Here is a 13840-nt window from a genome sequence, read left to right on the forward strand (position 1 = left end):
GCGATCACCTCGTCCTTCTCGTCGCGGCGTCGCCGTCCTTCTCGTCCACGAGCTCGAGGAACACGTCCTCGAGCGACTCCGAGCCGCGCACCTCGTCGGTGGGGCCGGAGGCCACGAGCTCGCCCGCGCGGATGACGGCAACGGTGTCGCAGAGCCGCTCCACGACCTCGAGCACGTGGGACGAGAAGAACACCGCCCCGCCAGCCTCCGCGCGCTCGCGCAGGATGGCCTTGAGCTCGTGGGAGGCCGAAGGGTCGAGGCCCACGAAGGGCTCGTCGAGCACGAGCAGGGTCGGGTCGTGCAGGAGCGCCCCCACGAGCACGAGCTTCTGGCGCATGCCGTGGGAGTACGCGGAGACGGGGTCGCCGAGCGCATCCGAGAGCTCGAGGCGCCCCGCGAGCTCGCCCGCGCGTCGACGACGCTCCTCCGTGCCCACGCCGAAGACGTCGGCGATAAGGTCCAGGTACTGAACGCCAGTGAGGAAGTCGTAGACGTCGGGGTTGTCCGGCACGTAGGCCATGCGGCGCTTTGCTGCCACGGGCTCGCGCCAGACGTCCATGCCGCACACGCGGACCTCCCCCGACGTGGGCGGCTGAGCCCCCACCACCGAGCGGATGAGCGTGGTCTTTCCCGCGCCATTGTGGCCGATGAAGCCACAGATCTCCCCCGGCGCCACCGAGAGCGAGAGGTCGCGCACCGCAACCTTGTCCCGGTAGGACTTCCGGAAGTGACGAACCTCGAGCACGTATTCCATTTCTCCTCCTTCGGATGTGCAAAAGTGACTGTCCCCTTTGCACGGTTCTGTTATAGCTGCTCTATAACAGATGGCGGGTACTATACCCCTTTCCGGGCGCGTCTGCTATAGTTCAGATAGAACACAGTTCCTCCACGCGCGAAGGGCGGGCAGCCACGGTCATCACGGTCGACAAGCTCTCGGAGACGCCGCTCTACCTGCAGCTGCGCGACTCCGTCATCGCGGGCATAGCCGCAGGCGAGCTGCGCCCCGGCGACGCCCTGCCCGCGACGCGCTCGCTCGCGGAGGACCTCGGCATCAACCTGCACACCGTCAACAAGGCGTACGCGACCCTGCGCGACGAGGGCTACGTCATCCTGCTCGGCCGGCGCGGGGCCTACGTTGCCGACGCGCCCTCCGACCCCGCCGCCGGCATGGGTGCCGCGGAGCTCGGGGCCGCGCTCGAGAAGCTCGCCGTCGAGTTCAAGGCAAGCGGCGGCACGCGCGAGGCGTTCCTCGCCGCCTCCGAGCGAGTCGCCGCGGGCCTGCCCGGGGAGGCGGACCATGTCAGCTGAGCTGGTGTCCCAGGCAACGGGCGTTGCCATGGCGCTCCTCACCCTGCTCGCAGGGGGCCTGCTCGCCGCGGTGCCCTGGCTCACGCGCCGCCGCGAGGCCTTTGCCGTCACGGTCCCCGAGTCCGCGCAGTCGGACCCGCGCATCGCCCGGATGCGCCGCGTCTACCTCGTGACCCTTCTCGTCATCTCGGTCGCGTGCGCCGCGGGCACCTACGCGCTCTCGCTCGCCGCCAACCCGCTCGCCCTCTCCGCCCTGACATGCGCGCCCGTGCTCGTCGGGTTTATCCTCATGCTCGTCTTTCGCACGCGCGTGCGCGCGATCAAGCGCGCCGAGGGCTGGAGGGCGCACGCCCAGCGCACTGCCGCCGTGGCGGGCTCAGCCGAGAAGAACGCGCCCAAGCCGCTCCCCCTCACCTGGAACCTCCTCTACCTGCCTGTCATTCTCGTCACGCTCGTCGTGACCGTGGCGCTCTACCCCGCCATGCCAGACCCCGTGCCCGTGCACTATGACGCCGCCGGCGTGGTGGACAACTACCTGGCCAAGGGCTGGCAGGTCATCGCAATGCCCGTGGCGGTGCAGGCGTTTCTCGCCCTCTCCTTTGCCGCGGCGCACTGGCAGATGCTGCGCAGCCGCCGACCGGTCGCGCCGGAGAGCCCCACGGCCTCGGCGCTCGCCTACGGCATGTTCGCCCGTGCGCAGAGCGTGGCGATGCTGGTGACGGGCCTTGTGATCGTGGCGGCAATCGCCCTCATGCCGTTGACGTTCGCCGGAGTTGTGACGCCGGGGCAGTCGCTCGTCGCGCTGCTTGTGGTCTGCGTGGGCGCCATCGTGCCGCAGCTCGGCATTGCGCTCGTCTACGGCCAGGCGGGCTCGCGCCTCCTGCGCCGCATGGGGGCTGCCGGCGAGCTGGACTTCGACGACGACGCGCGGTGGCACCTCGGTCTCTTCTACGTCAACCGCGAGGACCCCTCCGTCGTGGTGCCCCGGCGCTTTGGCGTGGGATGGGCGATGAACTGGGGCAATCCGCGCTCGTGGGGCCTCGTCGCCCTCTTCGTGGCCGCCGTGGCGGCGTTCGTTGTTGTTATCGGGCTGCTCGTCTGAGCGCGCCGCTACGCACGACCGAGCCTATCCGCAACCGATCGCCGGCTCTATGAAGTCGTGCGTCAGCTCAAAGAAGGGGCAAGCCCCGATTACCAAAGCGTCCGCTGGCCGGCGTTGGCGATCAGGCTCCTCTGGGCGCCCCGGGTCACCGCGTCCTCCGGCCGAACGCTGCCTATGAGAAGGGGACTCTCCGGATCATGCCGGCGATAGTTCTCGGCCGCCCTCCGATGGTCCCTGTTGGCGTAGCAGTACCGGCATCCGTTTGGGCAGGTATCGTAGGCGCCGATGTCGCGCGCTTCGAAGCAGCAGCACCCGGCGCGCATGCCCCGGTGCCTGAGCTGACGAAACTCCACGCCGTTGGCGCGCCCCAGGACGTCGAGCGTCATGCAGCCGCTCTGGTGGATGCCGTATCGCGAGAAGTCCCCGTTGGTGCCGCAGGTCTGGAGCCATAGACCATGCTCGGCCGCAACGGAGCCGAGCGTCCGCGCAAGGTCATCCATGTCCTCAACGGAGAGCGGCATGAGCTCGGGCATGTTGAGGCGCAGCTTCCGATACATCTCCACGAAGGAGAAGATGCAGCGGTCCACGTGCGGTGCCAGCACGTCGCACATGCGCGAGAAGGTCTCGCGGTGACGCTCGAGGGTGTAGGTGGGCGTGAGCAGCACCGAATCGTAGCGCCACGCAACGCGACGCGAGCCCACCTGGTCGGCCAGCTCGACGAGCGTCTCCATGCTCTGCTCGACGCTCGGAACGCCGGGCTCGATATCCTTGCCGTAGGCGGTTATCGTGTAGTAGAAGTAGGTATTGAAGCGGTCCGTGATCTCATGAAGGCGCGGCAGGATGGGCCGATAGTCCTTGGAGCAGAAGACCACACAGTCCACGACCGCCGAATCCAGCTCATAGCGCGTCACCTTGTTGGGGAAGAGCGGGTTTCTCGCCAGGACGTAGCCCTCCTCGAAGCGGCGCAGCAGCCAGGGGGCGTAGTACTGGACGGTGTCGGTGCGCGCCCGTGTTGATGATCATTCGTCCCCCCCAAAGCGCCCGCGCCGCCTCAAAAGAGGCGGCGGCCCCCTCTCTTCTTCCGATCTCGTGGGCAATCATAGAAGAACAGGTGTTCTATTTCAAGAGAAGGGTTCCTGTTCAGCCGGAGGGAGGCGCGGCGCCTATGTGCGCGGGCGGGCAGCATCCGACACCGAGAGATTCACGCCCTCCTCGGGAAATCAGACGTAGCGCGCGTAATCCTGGAGCGAGTGGAAGATGTGCGCTATCACGATTCGGGTGTCACGGTACGCGTACAGGACAACGTAGCGCATGACGGGCATCGAACGATAGCCACGCGAGGCAACTTCGGGCATGCGACTCAGCGGATACATTTCCGGGTGTTCGCAAACGAGCGCAACCTTAGACTCAAACTCCTCGACAAAACGACGTGCAGCCTTCTTGCTCTCAAGCTCAACCGAGAGATAGCGCACGATTTCCTCGAAGTCCGCCTGAGCGCGCGGGAGAAGAACGAAGTCACAGGCCATACTTCTCCTTCATACTGGAGACGAACGCGATCCCGTCAACGTAGTCTCCTCGCTCGTACGATCCGTCCGCATCCGCAAGAACGCGGACGAGGCGCGCTTTGGCCACCTCCTCGCACATGAGGTCGTAGTCCTCGGCCCGCATGACCACAAACTCGCTGTAACCGTTCTTGGTGACGGTGACAGGCTCGGGAGACTCCTTGACGAGCCTGGCAAACGCCGCCGTGTCCTTCATGTCGCGAATGGGAACGCAGACCGCCATGGCGAGCTCCCCTCTCTTCTCACGGGCAAAATGTGGCTCAATAATACCACGCTACCGCCCCCGGCGGCGCGAGCGGGCGCGGACGAACCGCGGCAACGTCTCCCGAGCGGCATCCCCGGCGAGAGTTGAGAATTGCTTGACCATGTCCGGCTAACATTGAGGGGCTCTACGTTCGACGGGAGGAATCATGGACGTGACGCGCGACGGGCACCGGGAGGCGCCCCTCATCCTCATAGTTGACGACGAGCGCGACATCGCGGACATGCTCGACTCGTACTTTCGCCTCGAGGGGTACCGCACGCTCGTCGCCGCGAACGCCTCCGAGGCGCTCCGTGCCGCGCGACGCGCGCCCGACGTCATACTGCTGGACGTGAACCTGCCCGACGCCGACGGCTTCTCCGTCTGCCGGGAAGTGCGCGAGCTCGTCGCCTGCCCCATCATCTTCCTCACGGCGCGCGTCGAGGACGCGGACGCCATCGCCGGCTTCGCCGCGGGAGGGGACGACTACGTGACCAAGCCCTTCTCGCTCGAGGTCCTGGGCGCCCGCGTGCGCGCCCAGCTCGCGCGCGAGCGCAGGCGCCTCGACCGCGCCACGGTCCGCTTCTCGGGCGGCGTCACGGTGGACTTCGCGCGCCGCGAGGTCCGGGTCGCGACCGACGACGGGGAGCGCGTCGCGACCCTCGCGCGCAAGGACTTCGACATCGTGGCCCTCCTCTCCCGCAGGCCGGGGCAGGTCTTCGACCGCGACATGATCTACGAGCGCGTCTGGGGCGAGCCCGGCGACTCCTCGGTGGTGACCGAGCACGTGCGGCGCATCCGGCGCGCGCTTGCCGAGGCGGGCTGCGCGACGGAGCCGCTCGCGACCGTGTGGGGCGTGGGGTACTCGTGGCGCGGGCGACGGCCTGCCCCCGCTCGTCATGGCGGACGGCCGCGCGCTCTCGCGCATCGCGGACAACCTCGTGGCCAACGCGACTCGCTACGCCCGCTGCGAGGTGGGCGTCTCGCTCTCGTGGGAAGACGACGAGCTCGAGCTCGTCGTCACCGACGACGGCCCGGGGTTCGGCGAGGCCGCCCTGGATCGCGCGGCGGAGCCCTTCTGGGGCGAGTCCAAGGGCGCCGGTGGGCACCTCGGGCTCGGGCTCTACGTCGCCCGGCTCCTCGCCGAGAAGCACGGCGGCTCGCTCGAGCTCTCCCGGGGCGAGGGCGGCGGGGCGCTCGTCCGGGTGCGCGTGTCCGCCCCACGGGAGCCGCGGGGCGCGTGAGCGCCGCGAGCGGGGGCGCCGGCGCGGCACGACGCCGCGACCCGGGCCCCGGCCCAGGGCCCCGCCGGAATGTGACGGATTTACCACCGATCGTTTAGGCTTTCTTGACCTTCTCCCCCTAGTCTGGTCACCGTGAGCAAGCTGACGGAGGGAGACGGCGATGACCAGCCCAGACGATGCCAGGACGACCGAGACGCGCCCCGACGGGAGCGGTCGGCGCCGCGTGCGCGCCGCCCTCGCCGCCACCGCCGTCGCCCTCGCCGCCCTTGCGGCAGGCGTCACGCTCGGCCCCGGGCTCTGGGGCTTCTTCTCGAACGGCGAGGCGGTCCGCGCCTGGGTCGACGCCCAGGGCGCCCTCGCGCCCGTCGCCATGGGGGCGCTCGTCGTGGCGCAGATCGTGGTGGCGGTGCTCCCCGGCGAGCCCGTCGAGCTCGCCGCCGGCTACCTCTTCGGCGCCTGGGAGGGGACCGTCATCTGCCTTCTCGGCGGGCTCGTGGGGACGCTCGTGGTGACGGCGCTCGTGAGGGCGCTCGGGATGCGCGTCGTGCGCCTGTTCTTCTCGGCGGAGCAGGTCGAGGGGGTCTCGTGGCTCAGGGACTCGGCGCGCTTCGAGCTCGTCATGTTCCTGGTCTTCCTCATCCCGGGAACGCCCAAGGACGTCCTCACCTACGTGGCGGGGCTCACGCCGTGCCGCTGGTGGCGCGTCGGCGCCATCGCCACGGTGGGCAGGATCCCCTCGGTGGTGACGTCGACGCTCGCCGCCGGGTTCGCCTCGCAGGGCAACTGGGCCGCGGCGGTCGCCACGCTCGTCGTCACCCTCGCGCTCGTGGGGGCGGGCGGGGGCGCCTACGCGCTCGTCCGGCGCCGCGCGACCACCTGACGCGCGGCGTCAGGCCCCGAGCAGCCCCAGCCTCCGGCACGCCTCCAGGACGCCGTCGTCGTCCACGCCCGGCGCCACCATCGTGGCCGCCGCGCGCACCTCGTCGTCGGCTCCGCCCATGGCCACGCTCGTCCCCACGCAGCGAAACATCGGCACGTCGTTGCCGCCGTCTCCAAACGCGACGCACTCCTCGGGCAAGAGCCCCCAGCGCTCGAGCGCCGCGGCGACGCCGGCCGGCTTGCCGCCGCCCGCGGGGATGACGTCGCAGAAGTTGGGACTCCAGCGCGTGGGCTCCACGTGCTCGCACGCGTCCATGAAGAGGCGCTCCTCCCCGGGCCCCACGTAGACGCAGAACTGGTAGGTGGGCTCCTCGAGCGCGAGGGCGAGGTCCCCCACCGGCGTCACGTTGTCCACGGCGGCCTCCGCCGCGACCACGCGCGGGGTGTGGCGGCTCACGAACATGCGAGAGAGCTGCATGACCGCGACGTCGATGGTGCCGGCAGCGGCGAGGTCGGTGATGCGGCGCACGTCGTCGGGGTCGATGGGCTCGTCGCGAAAGACCTCCCCCGAGGCGTCGTAGCAGTACTGCCCGTTGAACGCGAGCACGCCGTCAAACGGCAGCCTCGCGTCGAGCTCGCGGATGGGTCGCGGGAGGTCCGCCATCGAGCGGCCCGTCGCCAGGAAGAGCAGGACGCCCCGCTCGCGCAGCCCCTCGAGCGCGCGCGCCGCCGACGCAGGGACCTCGTGGGTGTCAAAGCTCACGAGCGTCCCGTCGATGTCGAAGAACGCGGCGCGGATCATGGGCCCTCCCCTCCCGGCAGGCGTGGCGGGCGCTCCCGCCGACGGGCCCGGCCCTGCTCCAGGACGCCCTCCCTGCCAGATTTATGCGAATAAATATTCCCACATCAGCTCGAGGTTCCCGGGCTCACGCCCGAAATCGCCGTCTCGGGGACGTACGCCCACATCGAGGGGACGCTCGGGCTCCAGGTCCTCACGAGCCGCCGCACCATCACGATGGAGCCCGTCGGGGAGGCCGACGCGACGCTCCTGGGCGTGGGCGCGGGGACGTACGCGGCGCGCATCGTGTCGCACACGTTCTCGAGCACGGGCGCCCAGTTCGAGCACATCGACGCGCTGCAGCTCCCCGGGTTCTTCTCGGCTCGGCTCGTGGTCACCCGGTAGGGGGCGCAGCGGGGCCCCTCACGGGCGCGCGCAGGTCGCCGGGCCGCCCCGCAGGATGTCGAGGCCGTGCCCGAGCGGTCCCAGGACGGCCTCGAGGTTCTCCGTCGCGGCGCGCGGACTGCCGGGGAGGTTCACGACGAGCGTGCGCCCCACGATCCCGGCCGTCGCGCGCGAGAGCCACGCGCGGTCGGTGATCCTCGCGCTCGCGGCGCGCATGGCCTCGGGCAGGCCCGGCACGCGGCGCTCGCAGACGGCCTCGGTCGCCTCGGGCGTGACGTCGCGCGGCGAGAGGCCCGTCCCGCCGCAGGTGAGCACGAGCGCGATGTCCTCGTCGGCGGCCCGGGTCAGCGCGGCCTCGATGTCGGGCCGCTCGTCGGGGACCACGCGGGTCCCCGCCACCTCGTAGCCGCTCGCGGCGAGCAGCGCCGCGACGGCCGGCCCCGTCTCGTCCTCGTAGATGCCCGCCGAGGCGCGGTCGCTCACGGTGACCACGAGCGCCCGGTGCGCCCCGCCCCTCGGAACCCTCTCGCCCATAGCTACCTCCCGAACGGGCAGTGCGGGAACGCGCACTCCGCGCAGCCCAGGCACAGCCCGCCCTCGCCGAGCGCCACGAGGTCCGCGCGCCGGATCTCCACGCCCGCGGCGATGCGCGGCAGCACGAGGTCGAGCACCGTCGCCCTGCTGTACATCGCGCACCCCGGCACGCCGAGCACCGGGACCTCGCGGCCCTCGGGTCCGCCGAGGTAGCCCACGAGCAGCATCGCCCCCGGCAGGACCGGCGCCCCGTAGGCGACCACGCGCGCCCCGGCGGCTCGGATGGCGCCGGGGGTGTTGTCGTCGGGGTCCACGGACATGCCGCCCGTGCAGAGCACGAGGTCGACGCCGGCCGCGCGGGCCTCGCCGATCGCGGCCGCGACGTCGGCGCGCTCGTCCCCGGGGGTCGCGCGCATCACGGTCTCGATGCCGTACGCGGCGAGCTTCTCGACCATGACGGGCGTGAAGCGGTCCTCGATGAGACCGGAGGCGACCTCGGAGCCCGTCGCTATGACGGCGGCGGTGCGCAGGCGGTACGGCTCGACGGACAGCAGCGGCGCGCCCCCGGCCGCCGCCTCTGCCGCGGCGAGGCGCTCCTCGGCAATGACGAGCGGGATCACGCGGGTCCCCGCCAGGAGGTCGCCCTCGCGCACGGGAAAGCCGCCCCGCCGCGTGGCGACCATGACCTCGTCGACCGAGTTGACGGCGGCGAGGCGCGCCGAGTCGACGAGCAGCACGCCGTCGCGGTCGGCGAGCACGTTGATCTTGCCCTCCGAGGGCGCCCCGGACGTCCGCGTGCCCGGCCCCGCCACGAGCGCCGCCATGCGGGCCGCGGCGTCGTCCTCGTGGACCATGCCGGGCTCGAGCTCGAACACGTAGAGGCTGCGCTTGCCCATGGAGAGAAGGACGGGGACGTCGTCGGGCGTCACCACGTGGCCCTTCCTGAAGCGCGGCCCCTTGAAGCGCGGCGCGCCCGGGTCGTCGCCGGTCAGAATCTGCGTCATGTCGTGGCAGAGCACGTGCCCCACCGCGTCCTCGGTCCTCACGAGCCTCATCGAGAGACCACCTCCAGCCTGTCGCCGGCACGCAGCGTGCCGGGCCGCGTCACCACGCAGAAGATGCCCTCGGTGGGCATCGCGCACTTGCCCGTGAGCCTGCGGATCTCGCAGGCGGCGTGGCACTCCTTCCCGATCTGCGTCACCACGAGCTCGGCCGACCCCGCCCTGAGCGTCGTGCCCACCGGCAGCGCCTTGAGGTCGAGCCCGCGCGTGAGGACGTTCTCCGCGAAGTCGCCGGGCGCGAGGTCGGGAAGCACGTCGCGCAGGGTGTCCACCGCCTCGGCCGGCAGCAGGCTCACCTGGCGGTGCCAGTTCCCGGCGTGCGCGTCGCCCGCGACGCCCCTGCCGACCACGAGCTCGATCTCGTCGACCGGGTGCTTGCGGGTGCCCTTTCGCTCGGAGACGCAGACCGCCTCCACCGTGCAAAGGGGACAGGCACTTTTGCACGCTTCCTCCGGTTCAGCGTGCAAAAGTGCCTGTCCCCTTTGCACGGTGAACCTCCCGCTCGCCCCGCCGTCCTTCTCGAGCAGGCGCACCTCCTCGACCACCATGTCGCGCTGGTGCGCCTTGAGCATGTCGTAGACGGTGAGCGCCGCGACGGAGACCGCCGTGAGGGCCTCCATCTCGACGCCCGTCTCGGCGGTGCAGCGGCACTCCGCCTCGATCGCGACGCCCCCCGGCTCCACCGAGAAGCGCACGTCGACGCCCGAGAGCGGGACCTGGTGGCACATCGGCACGAGCTCCCAGCAGCGCTTGGCGGCCATGATGCCCGCCACCTGCGCCACGCCGAGCACGTCGCCCTTCCTGGACCCGCCCGTGCGCACGAGCTCCACGGTCGAGGGCGCCATGCGCACGAAGCCTGCGGCCACCGCGCGGCGGCGCGTGCGCGGCTTGCCGCCCACGTCCACCATGCGGGCGCGACCCTGGTCGTTCACGTGCGTGAGGTCGTCGCCCCTTATGCTGTCGGCGGCCGCGGGCGCCGCGGACCCGACGTTCTTCTCGGCCACGCTATCCCCCTATCTCGTTCATGGCCCGCGCCGACTCGCTCGCGTGGGCCCCGTCCATCCCATGATGCGCCGGCTTGAGCGCGATCGCCGCGAGAATCGCCTCGCGCAGCGCCCCTCCCTCGAGCCCGCGCAGGCTCACCTCGTCGGCCGAGTGCAGGCACGGCTTGAGCCGACCGTCCGCCGTCACGCGGATGCGCGTGCAGCCCGCGCAGAACCGGTGGCTCATCGGCCGGATGAGCCCGACGCGACCCGCCCAGCCCGGGGCCGAGAAGAGCTCCGCCACGCCGTCGCGACCCGACCCCGCCACGGGCTCGAGCTCCGGCAGCGCCGCGAGCACCGCCTCGGCCGGCACGAAGCGCGAGCGGGACCAGCGCGCGGCCTCGCCGATGGGCATGAGCTCGATGAAGCGGACGTCGACGGGTCGCTCGCGCGCGATGCCGGCGACGTCGGCCACCTCGTCGTCGTTGACGCCCCCCATGAGGACGCAGTTGAGCTTGAGCGGTCCGAGCCCCGCGGCGAGCGCCGCCTCGATGCCGGCGAGCGCGTCGGGGAGCCGGCCCCCGCGCGTGAGGCGCGCGTAGCGCTCCGGGCGCAGGCTGTCGAGGCTCACGTTCACGCGGTCGAGCCCCGCCGCCGCGAGCTCGGCCGCCACCGGGGCGAGCAGCGTCGCGTTGGTCGTGAGCGCGAGCTCCTCGACGCCCGGGACCTCGCGCAGCATGCGCACCAGGTCCGGCAGCCCGCGCCGCACGAGCGGCTCCCCGCCGGTGAGTCGCACCTTGCGGACGCCGAGCTCGCAGCACGCCGCCGTGATGCGGGCGAGCTCCTCGAAGGAGCAGATGTCGTCGTGCGCGAGCATGGGCACGCCGGCCGCCGGCATGCAGTACGCGCAGCGGCAGTTGCAGCGGTCCGTCACCGAGAGGCGCAGGTAGGCTATGGGGCGGCCCTGCGCGTCGCGCGTCCGATCGTGCAAAAGTGACTGTCCCTTTTTCACGCTGCGTCACCTCCCGAGAGCGGCATCACGATCGACGGGTCCGCCACCACCGCGAGCTCGCGCGCGCCGGCGAGCGGCGCCCACGCGTCCTTCTCGCACTCGTAGCGCAGGAGGGCGCCGCCGGGCGTCCGCAGCATCACGATCGTGGAGAAGGTCGAGTCTATCACGCGGTCGACCGCGCAGGGGATGACGTTGGGCTCGCCGGCCGCCCGGGCGGGGTCGGCGTGGACGCGCAGGTAGTGGGCGCGCAGGCCCGCGTGCGTCACGCCGGGCGGCACCGGGAGCGTCGTCCGGAGCTCCACGCCCCAGTCGTCGCAGGCGAGCGTCGCGCCGCGGGCGCCCCCCTCCCCCGCCACCCGCGCGCGGGAGACGTTCTTGCAGCCCGAGATGAGCGCCGCCGCAAGGGTGCTCGGCGTGGAGAAGAGCTCGGGGATCGTGAGCTTCTCCTCGGAGCGGCCGTCCGCGACCACGCAGACCGTGTCGCACAGGCGGTAGACCTCGTCTCGGTTGTGGCTCACGTACACCGAGCCGCCGGGGAACGCGCGCAGGGTGTCCGAGAGCATCATCTCGAACTCCCAGCGCAGGTGGCCGTCGAGCGCGGAGAAGGGCTCGTCGAGCAGGATCAGCTCCGGGTCGCCGGCGAGGATCCGCGCCAGCGCCACGCGCTGCTGCTGCCCGCCGGAGAGCTGGGCGGGGCGCAGGCGCTCGATCCCCTCCAGGTGGAAGGCCCGCACCTGCTCCGCCACGCGGCGGGCGCGCTCCTCGCGCGAGACCCCCACCGCCCCGGCGCCGATGTTGGCCTCGACCGTCATGTTGGGGAAGAGCGCGTACTGCTGGAAGAGGTAGCCCACGCGCCTGGCCCGCGGCGGGAGGTTCACGCGCGCCGACGAGTCGAAGAGCGCGCGCCCGTTGAGCATCACGCGCCCCTCGTCGGGGGTGAGCACCCCCGCGATGCACTTGAGCGTGAGCGACTTGCCGCACCCGGACGGACCGAGCAGCGCCAGGATCTCCGAGCTGCTCTCGACCTCGAAGGACACGTCGAGCGAGAAGGACCCGAGCCGCTTGCGGACGTCAACGACAAGGCTCATCGCGCGCCCGCCCTTCTCGCGGCCGCGCCGGCGCGGCCGCGCGCCTCGAACCAGTTCATGGCGAGCAGCACCACGGCCGAGATGGCCAGGTTCACGAGGACCCACGTGAGGGCCCCCGCGTCGTCTCCGGTGCGCCAGAGCTGGTAGACCGTGGTGGCCACGGTGGCCGTCGACCCCGGCGTGTAGCCGCACAGCATCGACGTGGCCCCGTACTCGCCGAGGGCGCGCGCGAAGGCCAGCACCGCCCCGGCGACGATCCCCTGCAGGCAGCAGGGCATCTTCACGCGCCAGAATATCCAGCGCTCGGAGTGGCCGAGGGTGCGCGCGGCGTCGGCGAGCGTCGGGTCGAAGGCCTCGAAGGCGCCGCGCGCCGTGCGGTACATGAGCGGGAAGCTCACGATCACGGTGGCGAAGACGGCGGCGTACCAGACCATCGTGAGGCGCAGGTCGAGCAGCTGCGCCGCGAGCGCGCCGAGGGGTCGGCGGGGGCCGAGCAGGACGAGCAGCAGGTACCCCACCACCGTGGGCGGCAGCACCAGCGGCAGCGTGAGAACCACGTCGAGCGCGCCCTTCACGAGGCGCGGTGCGCGGGCCACGAGGTTCGCGAGCCAGATGCCCGCGAAGAACACGACCACCGTCGAGATGGCCGCGATGCGCAGCGAGTTTATGAGCGGGTACCAGTCCATGCGCGGTCCTTCGCGTGCAAAAGGGACAGGCACTTTTGCACAGTCGCACAGATGGGGCGAAGCGTGCAAAAGTGCCTGTCCCTTTTGCACGCTTCCGCGCTACGCGAGCGGGGTGAAGCCGACCTCCTCGAAGCACGCGGACGCGTCCGCGCCCTTGAGGAACTCGAGGAGCGCCGCGGCGCCCTCGGGGTTCGGGGCGTTCTTGGTCGCCGCGGAGGGGTAGACGACCTGGCCGCACATGTCGGGCGTCGCCTCGTCGACGACCTCGAGGCCGTCGGAGTAGGCGTCGGTCTGGTAGATGACGCCGCAGTCGACCGTGGCCTCGGCGACCTGGGAGGTCACCTCCTTGACGTTGGAGCCGTAGGTGATGGTCCCGGCCGCCGCCAGGGCCGCCTCGTCGAGGCCGTAGAACTCGAGGATGGCCTGCGTGTACTGGCCGACCGGCACGTCGGAGTTACCCATGGCCATGAAGACGTCGCCCGCGCGGAGCAGCTCGGCGAGCTGGTCGAAGCTCTCGATGCCCTTGGGGTTGCCCTCCGGGACGGCCAGGGCGACCTTGTTCTCGAGGATGTCGAAGCGGCTCGCCGAGTCGATGAGGTCGAGGCCGTCGGTGTTGTCGCCGGTGGTGTCCTCGGCGTCGAGCTGGTTCATCTGCTTCTGGCCCGCGGAGATGAAGACGTCGCACTCCGCGCCCTCCTCGATCTGGGTCTTGAGCGTGCCCGAGGAGTCGAAGTTGAAGCTGAGCTCGTACTGCGGGTACTCGTCGGTGAACAGGCCGCCCGCCTTGGTGAGGCTCTCCTCCATGGAGGCGGCGGCAAAGACCGTGACCGTGCTGGTCTCGGCCGCGGGCTCGGCGTCGTCGCTCGGGGCGGCGTCGTTCGCCTCGCAGGCCACGAGCCCGGCCACGAGCAGCGCGGCGGCCCCCCCGACGAACGTCCTTCTGGTCAGTGCGCTCAT

General features: G+C 71.2%; 16 protein-coding genes and 3 pseudogenes. 7 read left to right on the top strand and 12 right to left on the bottom strand.

What is annotated here, in order from left to right; genetic code table 11:
• Window positions 1–4: 4 nt before the first annotated feature.
• Complete coding sequence (locus BQ7106_RS04535) at window positions 5–754, bottom strand: ABC transporter ATP-binding protein (protein WP_072371875.1); 750 nt, start codon at window positions 752–754, stop codon at window positions 5–7.
• Window positions 755–957: 203 nt separating this feature from the next.
• On the opposite strand from BQ7106_RS04535, the pseudogene BQ7106_RS11345 reads away from it, so the two are divergent.
• The 3 genes and pseudogenes from BQ7106_RS11345 to BQ7106_RS04545 all read left to right on the top strand — a co-directional run.
• A pseudogene (locus BQ7106_RS11345) lies at window positions 958–1125 on the top strand (GntR family transcriptional regulator); the annotation flags it as partial.
• A 42-nt stretch (window positions 1126–1167) separates the two neighbouring features.
• Entirely contained in the window at window positions 1168–1308 is a 141-nt protein-coding gene (locus tag BQ7106_RS11260) for a hypothetical protein (protein WP_240307428.1), read from the top strand.
• Window positions 1298–2410 carry a DUF1648 domain-containing protein gene (locus BQ7106_RS04545; RefSeq protein WP_072371882.1) on the top strand — a complete coding sequence of 371 codons (1113 nt, stop codon included), beginning with the start codon at window positions 1298–1300 and terminating at the stop codon, window positions 2408–2410. Before BQ7106_RS11260 ends, BQ7106_RS04545 begins: the two co-directional genes overlap by 11 nt.
• An 89-nt stretch (window positions 2411–2499) precedes the next feature.
• On the opposite strand, the pseudogene BQ7106_RS04550 reads toward BQ7106_RS04545, so the two are convergent.
• From BQ7106_RS04550 to BQ7106_RS04560, 3 genes and pseudogenes are all read right to left on the bottom strand, one after another.
• Window positions 2500–3411: pseudogene (locus BQ7106_RS04550) on the bottom strand (DUF1848 domain-containing protein); the annotation flags it as partial.
• A gap of 219 nt (window positions 3412–3630) precedes the next feature.
• Window positions 3631–3936 carry a type II toxin-antitoxin system RelE/ParE family toxin gene (locus BQ7106_RS04555; RefSeq protein WP_072371888.1) on the bottom strand — a complete coding sequence of 102 codons (306 nt, stop codon included), beginning with the start codon at window positions 3934–3936 and terminating at the stop codon, window positions 3631–3633.
• Complete coding sequence (locus tag BQ7106_RS04560) at window positions 3926–4195, bottom strand: type II toxin-antitoxin system prevent-host-death family antitoxin (protein WP_072371891.1); 270 nt, start codon at window positions 4193–4195, stop codon at window positions 3926–3928. The genes BQ7106_RS04555 and BQ7106_RS04560 overlap by 11 nt, the downstream gene beginning before the upstream one ends.
• Window positions 4196–4457: 262 nt before the next feature.
• Here BQ7106_RS04560 and BQ7106_RS10625 point away from each other — a divergent pair.
• The 3 genes and pseudogenes from BQ7106_RS10625 to BQ7106_RS04580 form a co-directional block, all read left to right on the top strand.
• A pseudogene (locus BQ7106_RS10625) lies at window positions 4458–5021 on the top strand (response regulator transcription factor); the annotation flags it as partial.
• A gap of 91 nt (window positions 5022–5112) precedes the next feature.
• Window positions 5113–5457, top strand: a complete 345-nt coding sequence (locus BQ7106_RS04575; RefSeq protein ID WP_072371894.1) for an ATP-binding protein — start codon at window positions 5113–5115, stop codon at window positions 5455–5457.
• A gap of 160 nt (window positions 5458–5617) precedes the next feature.
• On the top strand, window positions 5618–6337 hold the full coding sequence (locus tag BQ7106_RS04580; RefSeq protein WP_083526898.1) for a TVP38/TMEM64 family protein: 720 nt from the start codon (window positions 5618–5620) through the stop codon (window positions 6335–6337).
• A 9-nt stretch (window positions 6338–6346) separates the two neighbouring features.
• Here BQ7106_RS04580 and BQ7106_RS04585 read toward each other — a convergent pair whose 3' ends face one another.
• A complete protein-coding gene (locus tag BQ7106_RS04585) occupies window positions 6347–7138 on the bottom strand; it encodes a Cof-type HAD-IIB family hydrolase (RefSeq protein WP_072371897.1) in 792 nt (263 codons plus the stop codon).
• A gap of 93 nt (window positions 7139–7231) precedes the next feature.
• On the opposite strand from BQ7106_RS04585, the gene BQ7106_RS04590 reads away from it, so the two are divergent.
• A complete protein-coding gene (locus BQ7106_RS04590; RefSeq protein WP_083526899.1) occupies window positions 7232–7519 on the top strand; it encodes a UTRA domain-containing protein in 288 nt (95 codons plus the stop codon).
• Between the two features lie 18 nt (window positions 7520–7537).
• Here the strand turns inward: BQ7106_RS04590 and BQ7106_RS04595 are convergent, their stop codons facing one another.
• The 7 genes from BQ7106_RS04595 to modA all read right to left on the bottom strand — a co-directional run bounded on the left by BQ7106_RS04595 (window position 7538) and on the right by modA (window position 13840).
• Window positions 7538–8053, bottom strand: a complete 516-nt coding sequence (locus BQ7106_RS04595; RefSeq protein WP_072371901.1) for a MogA/MoaB family molybdenum cofactor biosynthesis protein — start codon at window positions 8051–8053, stop codon at window positions 7538–7540.
• A 2-nt stretch (window positions 8054–8055) separates the two neighbouring features.
• Window positions 8056–9108, bottom strand: a complete 1053-nt coding sequence (locus BQ7106_RS04600; protein WP_072371904.1) for a molybdopterin-binding protein — start codon at window positions 9106–9108, stop codon at window positions 8056–8058.
• Window positions 9105–10118, bottom strand: coding sequence for a cyclic pyranopterin monophosphate synthase MoaC (gene moaC, locus BQ7106_RS11430; protein ID WP_420855282.1), 1014 nt, complete (start codon window positions 10116–10118; stop codon window positions 9105–9107). Before moaC ends, BQ7106_RS04600 begins: the two co-directional genes overlap by 4 nt.
• 1 nt (window position 10119) lies before the next feature.
• The gene (moaA, locus tag BQ7106_RS04610) at window positions 10120–11109 is read right to left on the bottom strand and encodes a GTP 3',8-cyclase MoaA (protein ID WP_240307429.1); all 990 of its coding nucleotides are present in this window, start codon (window positions 11107–11109) and stop codon (window positions 10120–10122) included.
• Window positions 11106–12197, bottom strand: coding sequence for a sulfate/molybdate ABC transporter ATP-binding protein (locus tag BQ7106_RS04615; protein WP_072371911.1), 1092 nt, complete (start codon window positions 12195–12197; stop codon window positions 11106–11108). Before BQ7106_RS04615 ends, moaA begins: the two co-directional genes overlap by 4 nt.
• On the bottom strand, window positions 12194–12883 hold the full coding sequence (gene modB, locus BQ7106_RS04620) for a molybdate ABC transporter permease subunit (protein WP_072371914.1): 690 nt from the start codon (window positions 12881–12883) through the stop codon (window positions 12194–12196). Before modB ends, BQ7106_RS04615 begins: the two co-directional genes overlap by 4 nt.
• Window positions 12884–12982: 99 nt before the next feature.
• The gene (gene modA, locus BQ7106_RS04625; protein ID WP_072371917.1) at window positions 12983–13840 is read right to left on the bottom strand and encodes a molybdate ABC transporter substrate-binding protein; all 858 of its coding nucleotides are present in this window, start codon (window positions 13838–13840) and stop codon (window positions 12983–12985) included.

It is taken from the genome of Thermophilibacter mediterraneus, from assembly GCF_900119385.1.
Taxonomy (GTDB): Bacteria; Actinomycetota; Coriobacteriia; order Coriobacteriales; family Atopobiaceae; genus Thermophilibacter; species Thermophilibacter mediterraneus.

What these genes read in the sequence shown, in the direction of transcription:
- BQ7106_RS04535 (WP_072371875.1), bottom strand. Translation starts at nt 754, where the DNA reads ATGGAATACGTGCTCGAGGTTCGTCACTTCCGGAAGTCCTACCGGGAC.
- BQ7106_RS11260 (WP_240307428.1), top strand. Translation starts at nt 1,168, where the DNA reads ATGGGTGCCGCGGAGCTCGGGGCCGCGCTCGAGAAGCTCGCCGTCGAG.
- BQ7106_RS04545 (WP_072371882.1), top strand. Translation starts at nt 1,298, where the DNA reads ATGTCAGCTGAGCTGGTGTCCCAGGCAACGGGCGTTGCCATGGCGCTC.
- BQ7106_RS04555 (WP_072371888.1), bottom strand. Translation starts at nt 3,936, where the DNA reads ATGGCCTGTGACTTCGTTCTTCTCCCGCGCGCTCAGGCGGACTTCGAG.
- BQ7106_RS04560 (WP_072371891.1), bottom strand. Translation starts at nt 4,195, where the DNA reads ATGGCGGTCTGCGTTCCCATTCGCGACATGAAGGACACGGCGGCGTTT.
- BQ7106_RS04575 (WP_072371894.1), top strand. Translation starts at nt 5,113, where the DNA reads ATGGCGGACGGCCGCGCGCTCTCGCGCATCGCGGACAACCTCGTGGCC.
- BQ7106_RS04580 (WP_083526898.1), top strand. Translation starts at nt 5,618, where the DNA reads ATGACCAGCCCAGACGATGCCAGGACGACCGAGACGCGCCCCGACGGG.
- BQ7106_RS04585 (WP_072371897.1), bottom strand. Translation starts at nt 7,138, where the DNA reads ATGATCCGCGCCGCGTTCTTCGACATCGACGGGACGCTCGTGAGCTTT.
- BQ7106_RS04595 (WP_072371901.1), bottom strand. Translation starts at nt 8,053, where the DNA reads ATGGGCGAGAGGGTTCCGAGGGGCGGGGCGCACCGGGCGCTCGTGGTC.
- BQ7106_RS04600 (WP_072371904.1), bottom strand. Translation starts at nt 9,108, where the DNA reads ATGAGGCTCGTGAGGACCGAGGACGCGGTGGGGCACGTGCTCTGCCAC.
- BQ7106_RS04615 (WP_072371911.1), bottom strand. Translation starts at nt 12,197, where the DNA reads ATGAGCCTTGTCGTTGACGTCCGCAAGCGGCTCGGGTCCTTCTCGCTC.
- modB (WP_072371914.1), bottom strand. Translation starts at nt 12,883, where the DNA reads ATGGACTGGTACCCGCTCATAAACTCGCTGCGCATCGCGGCCATCTCG.
- modA (WP_072371917.1), bottom strand. Translation starts at nt 13,840, where the DNA reads ATGAGCGCACTGACCAGAAGGACGTTCGTCGGGGGGGCCGCCGCGCTG.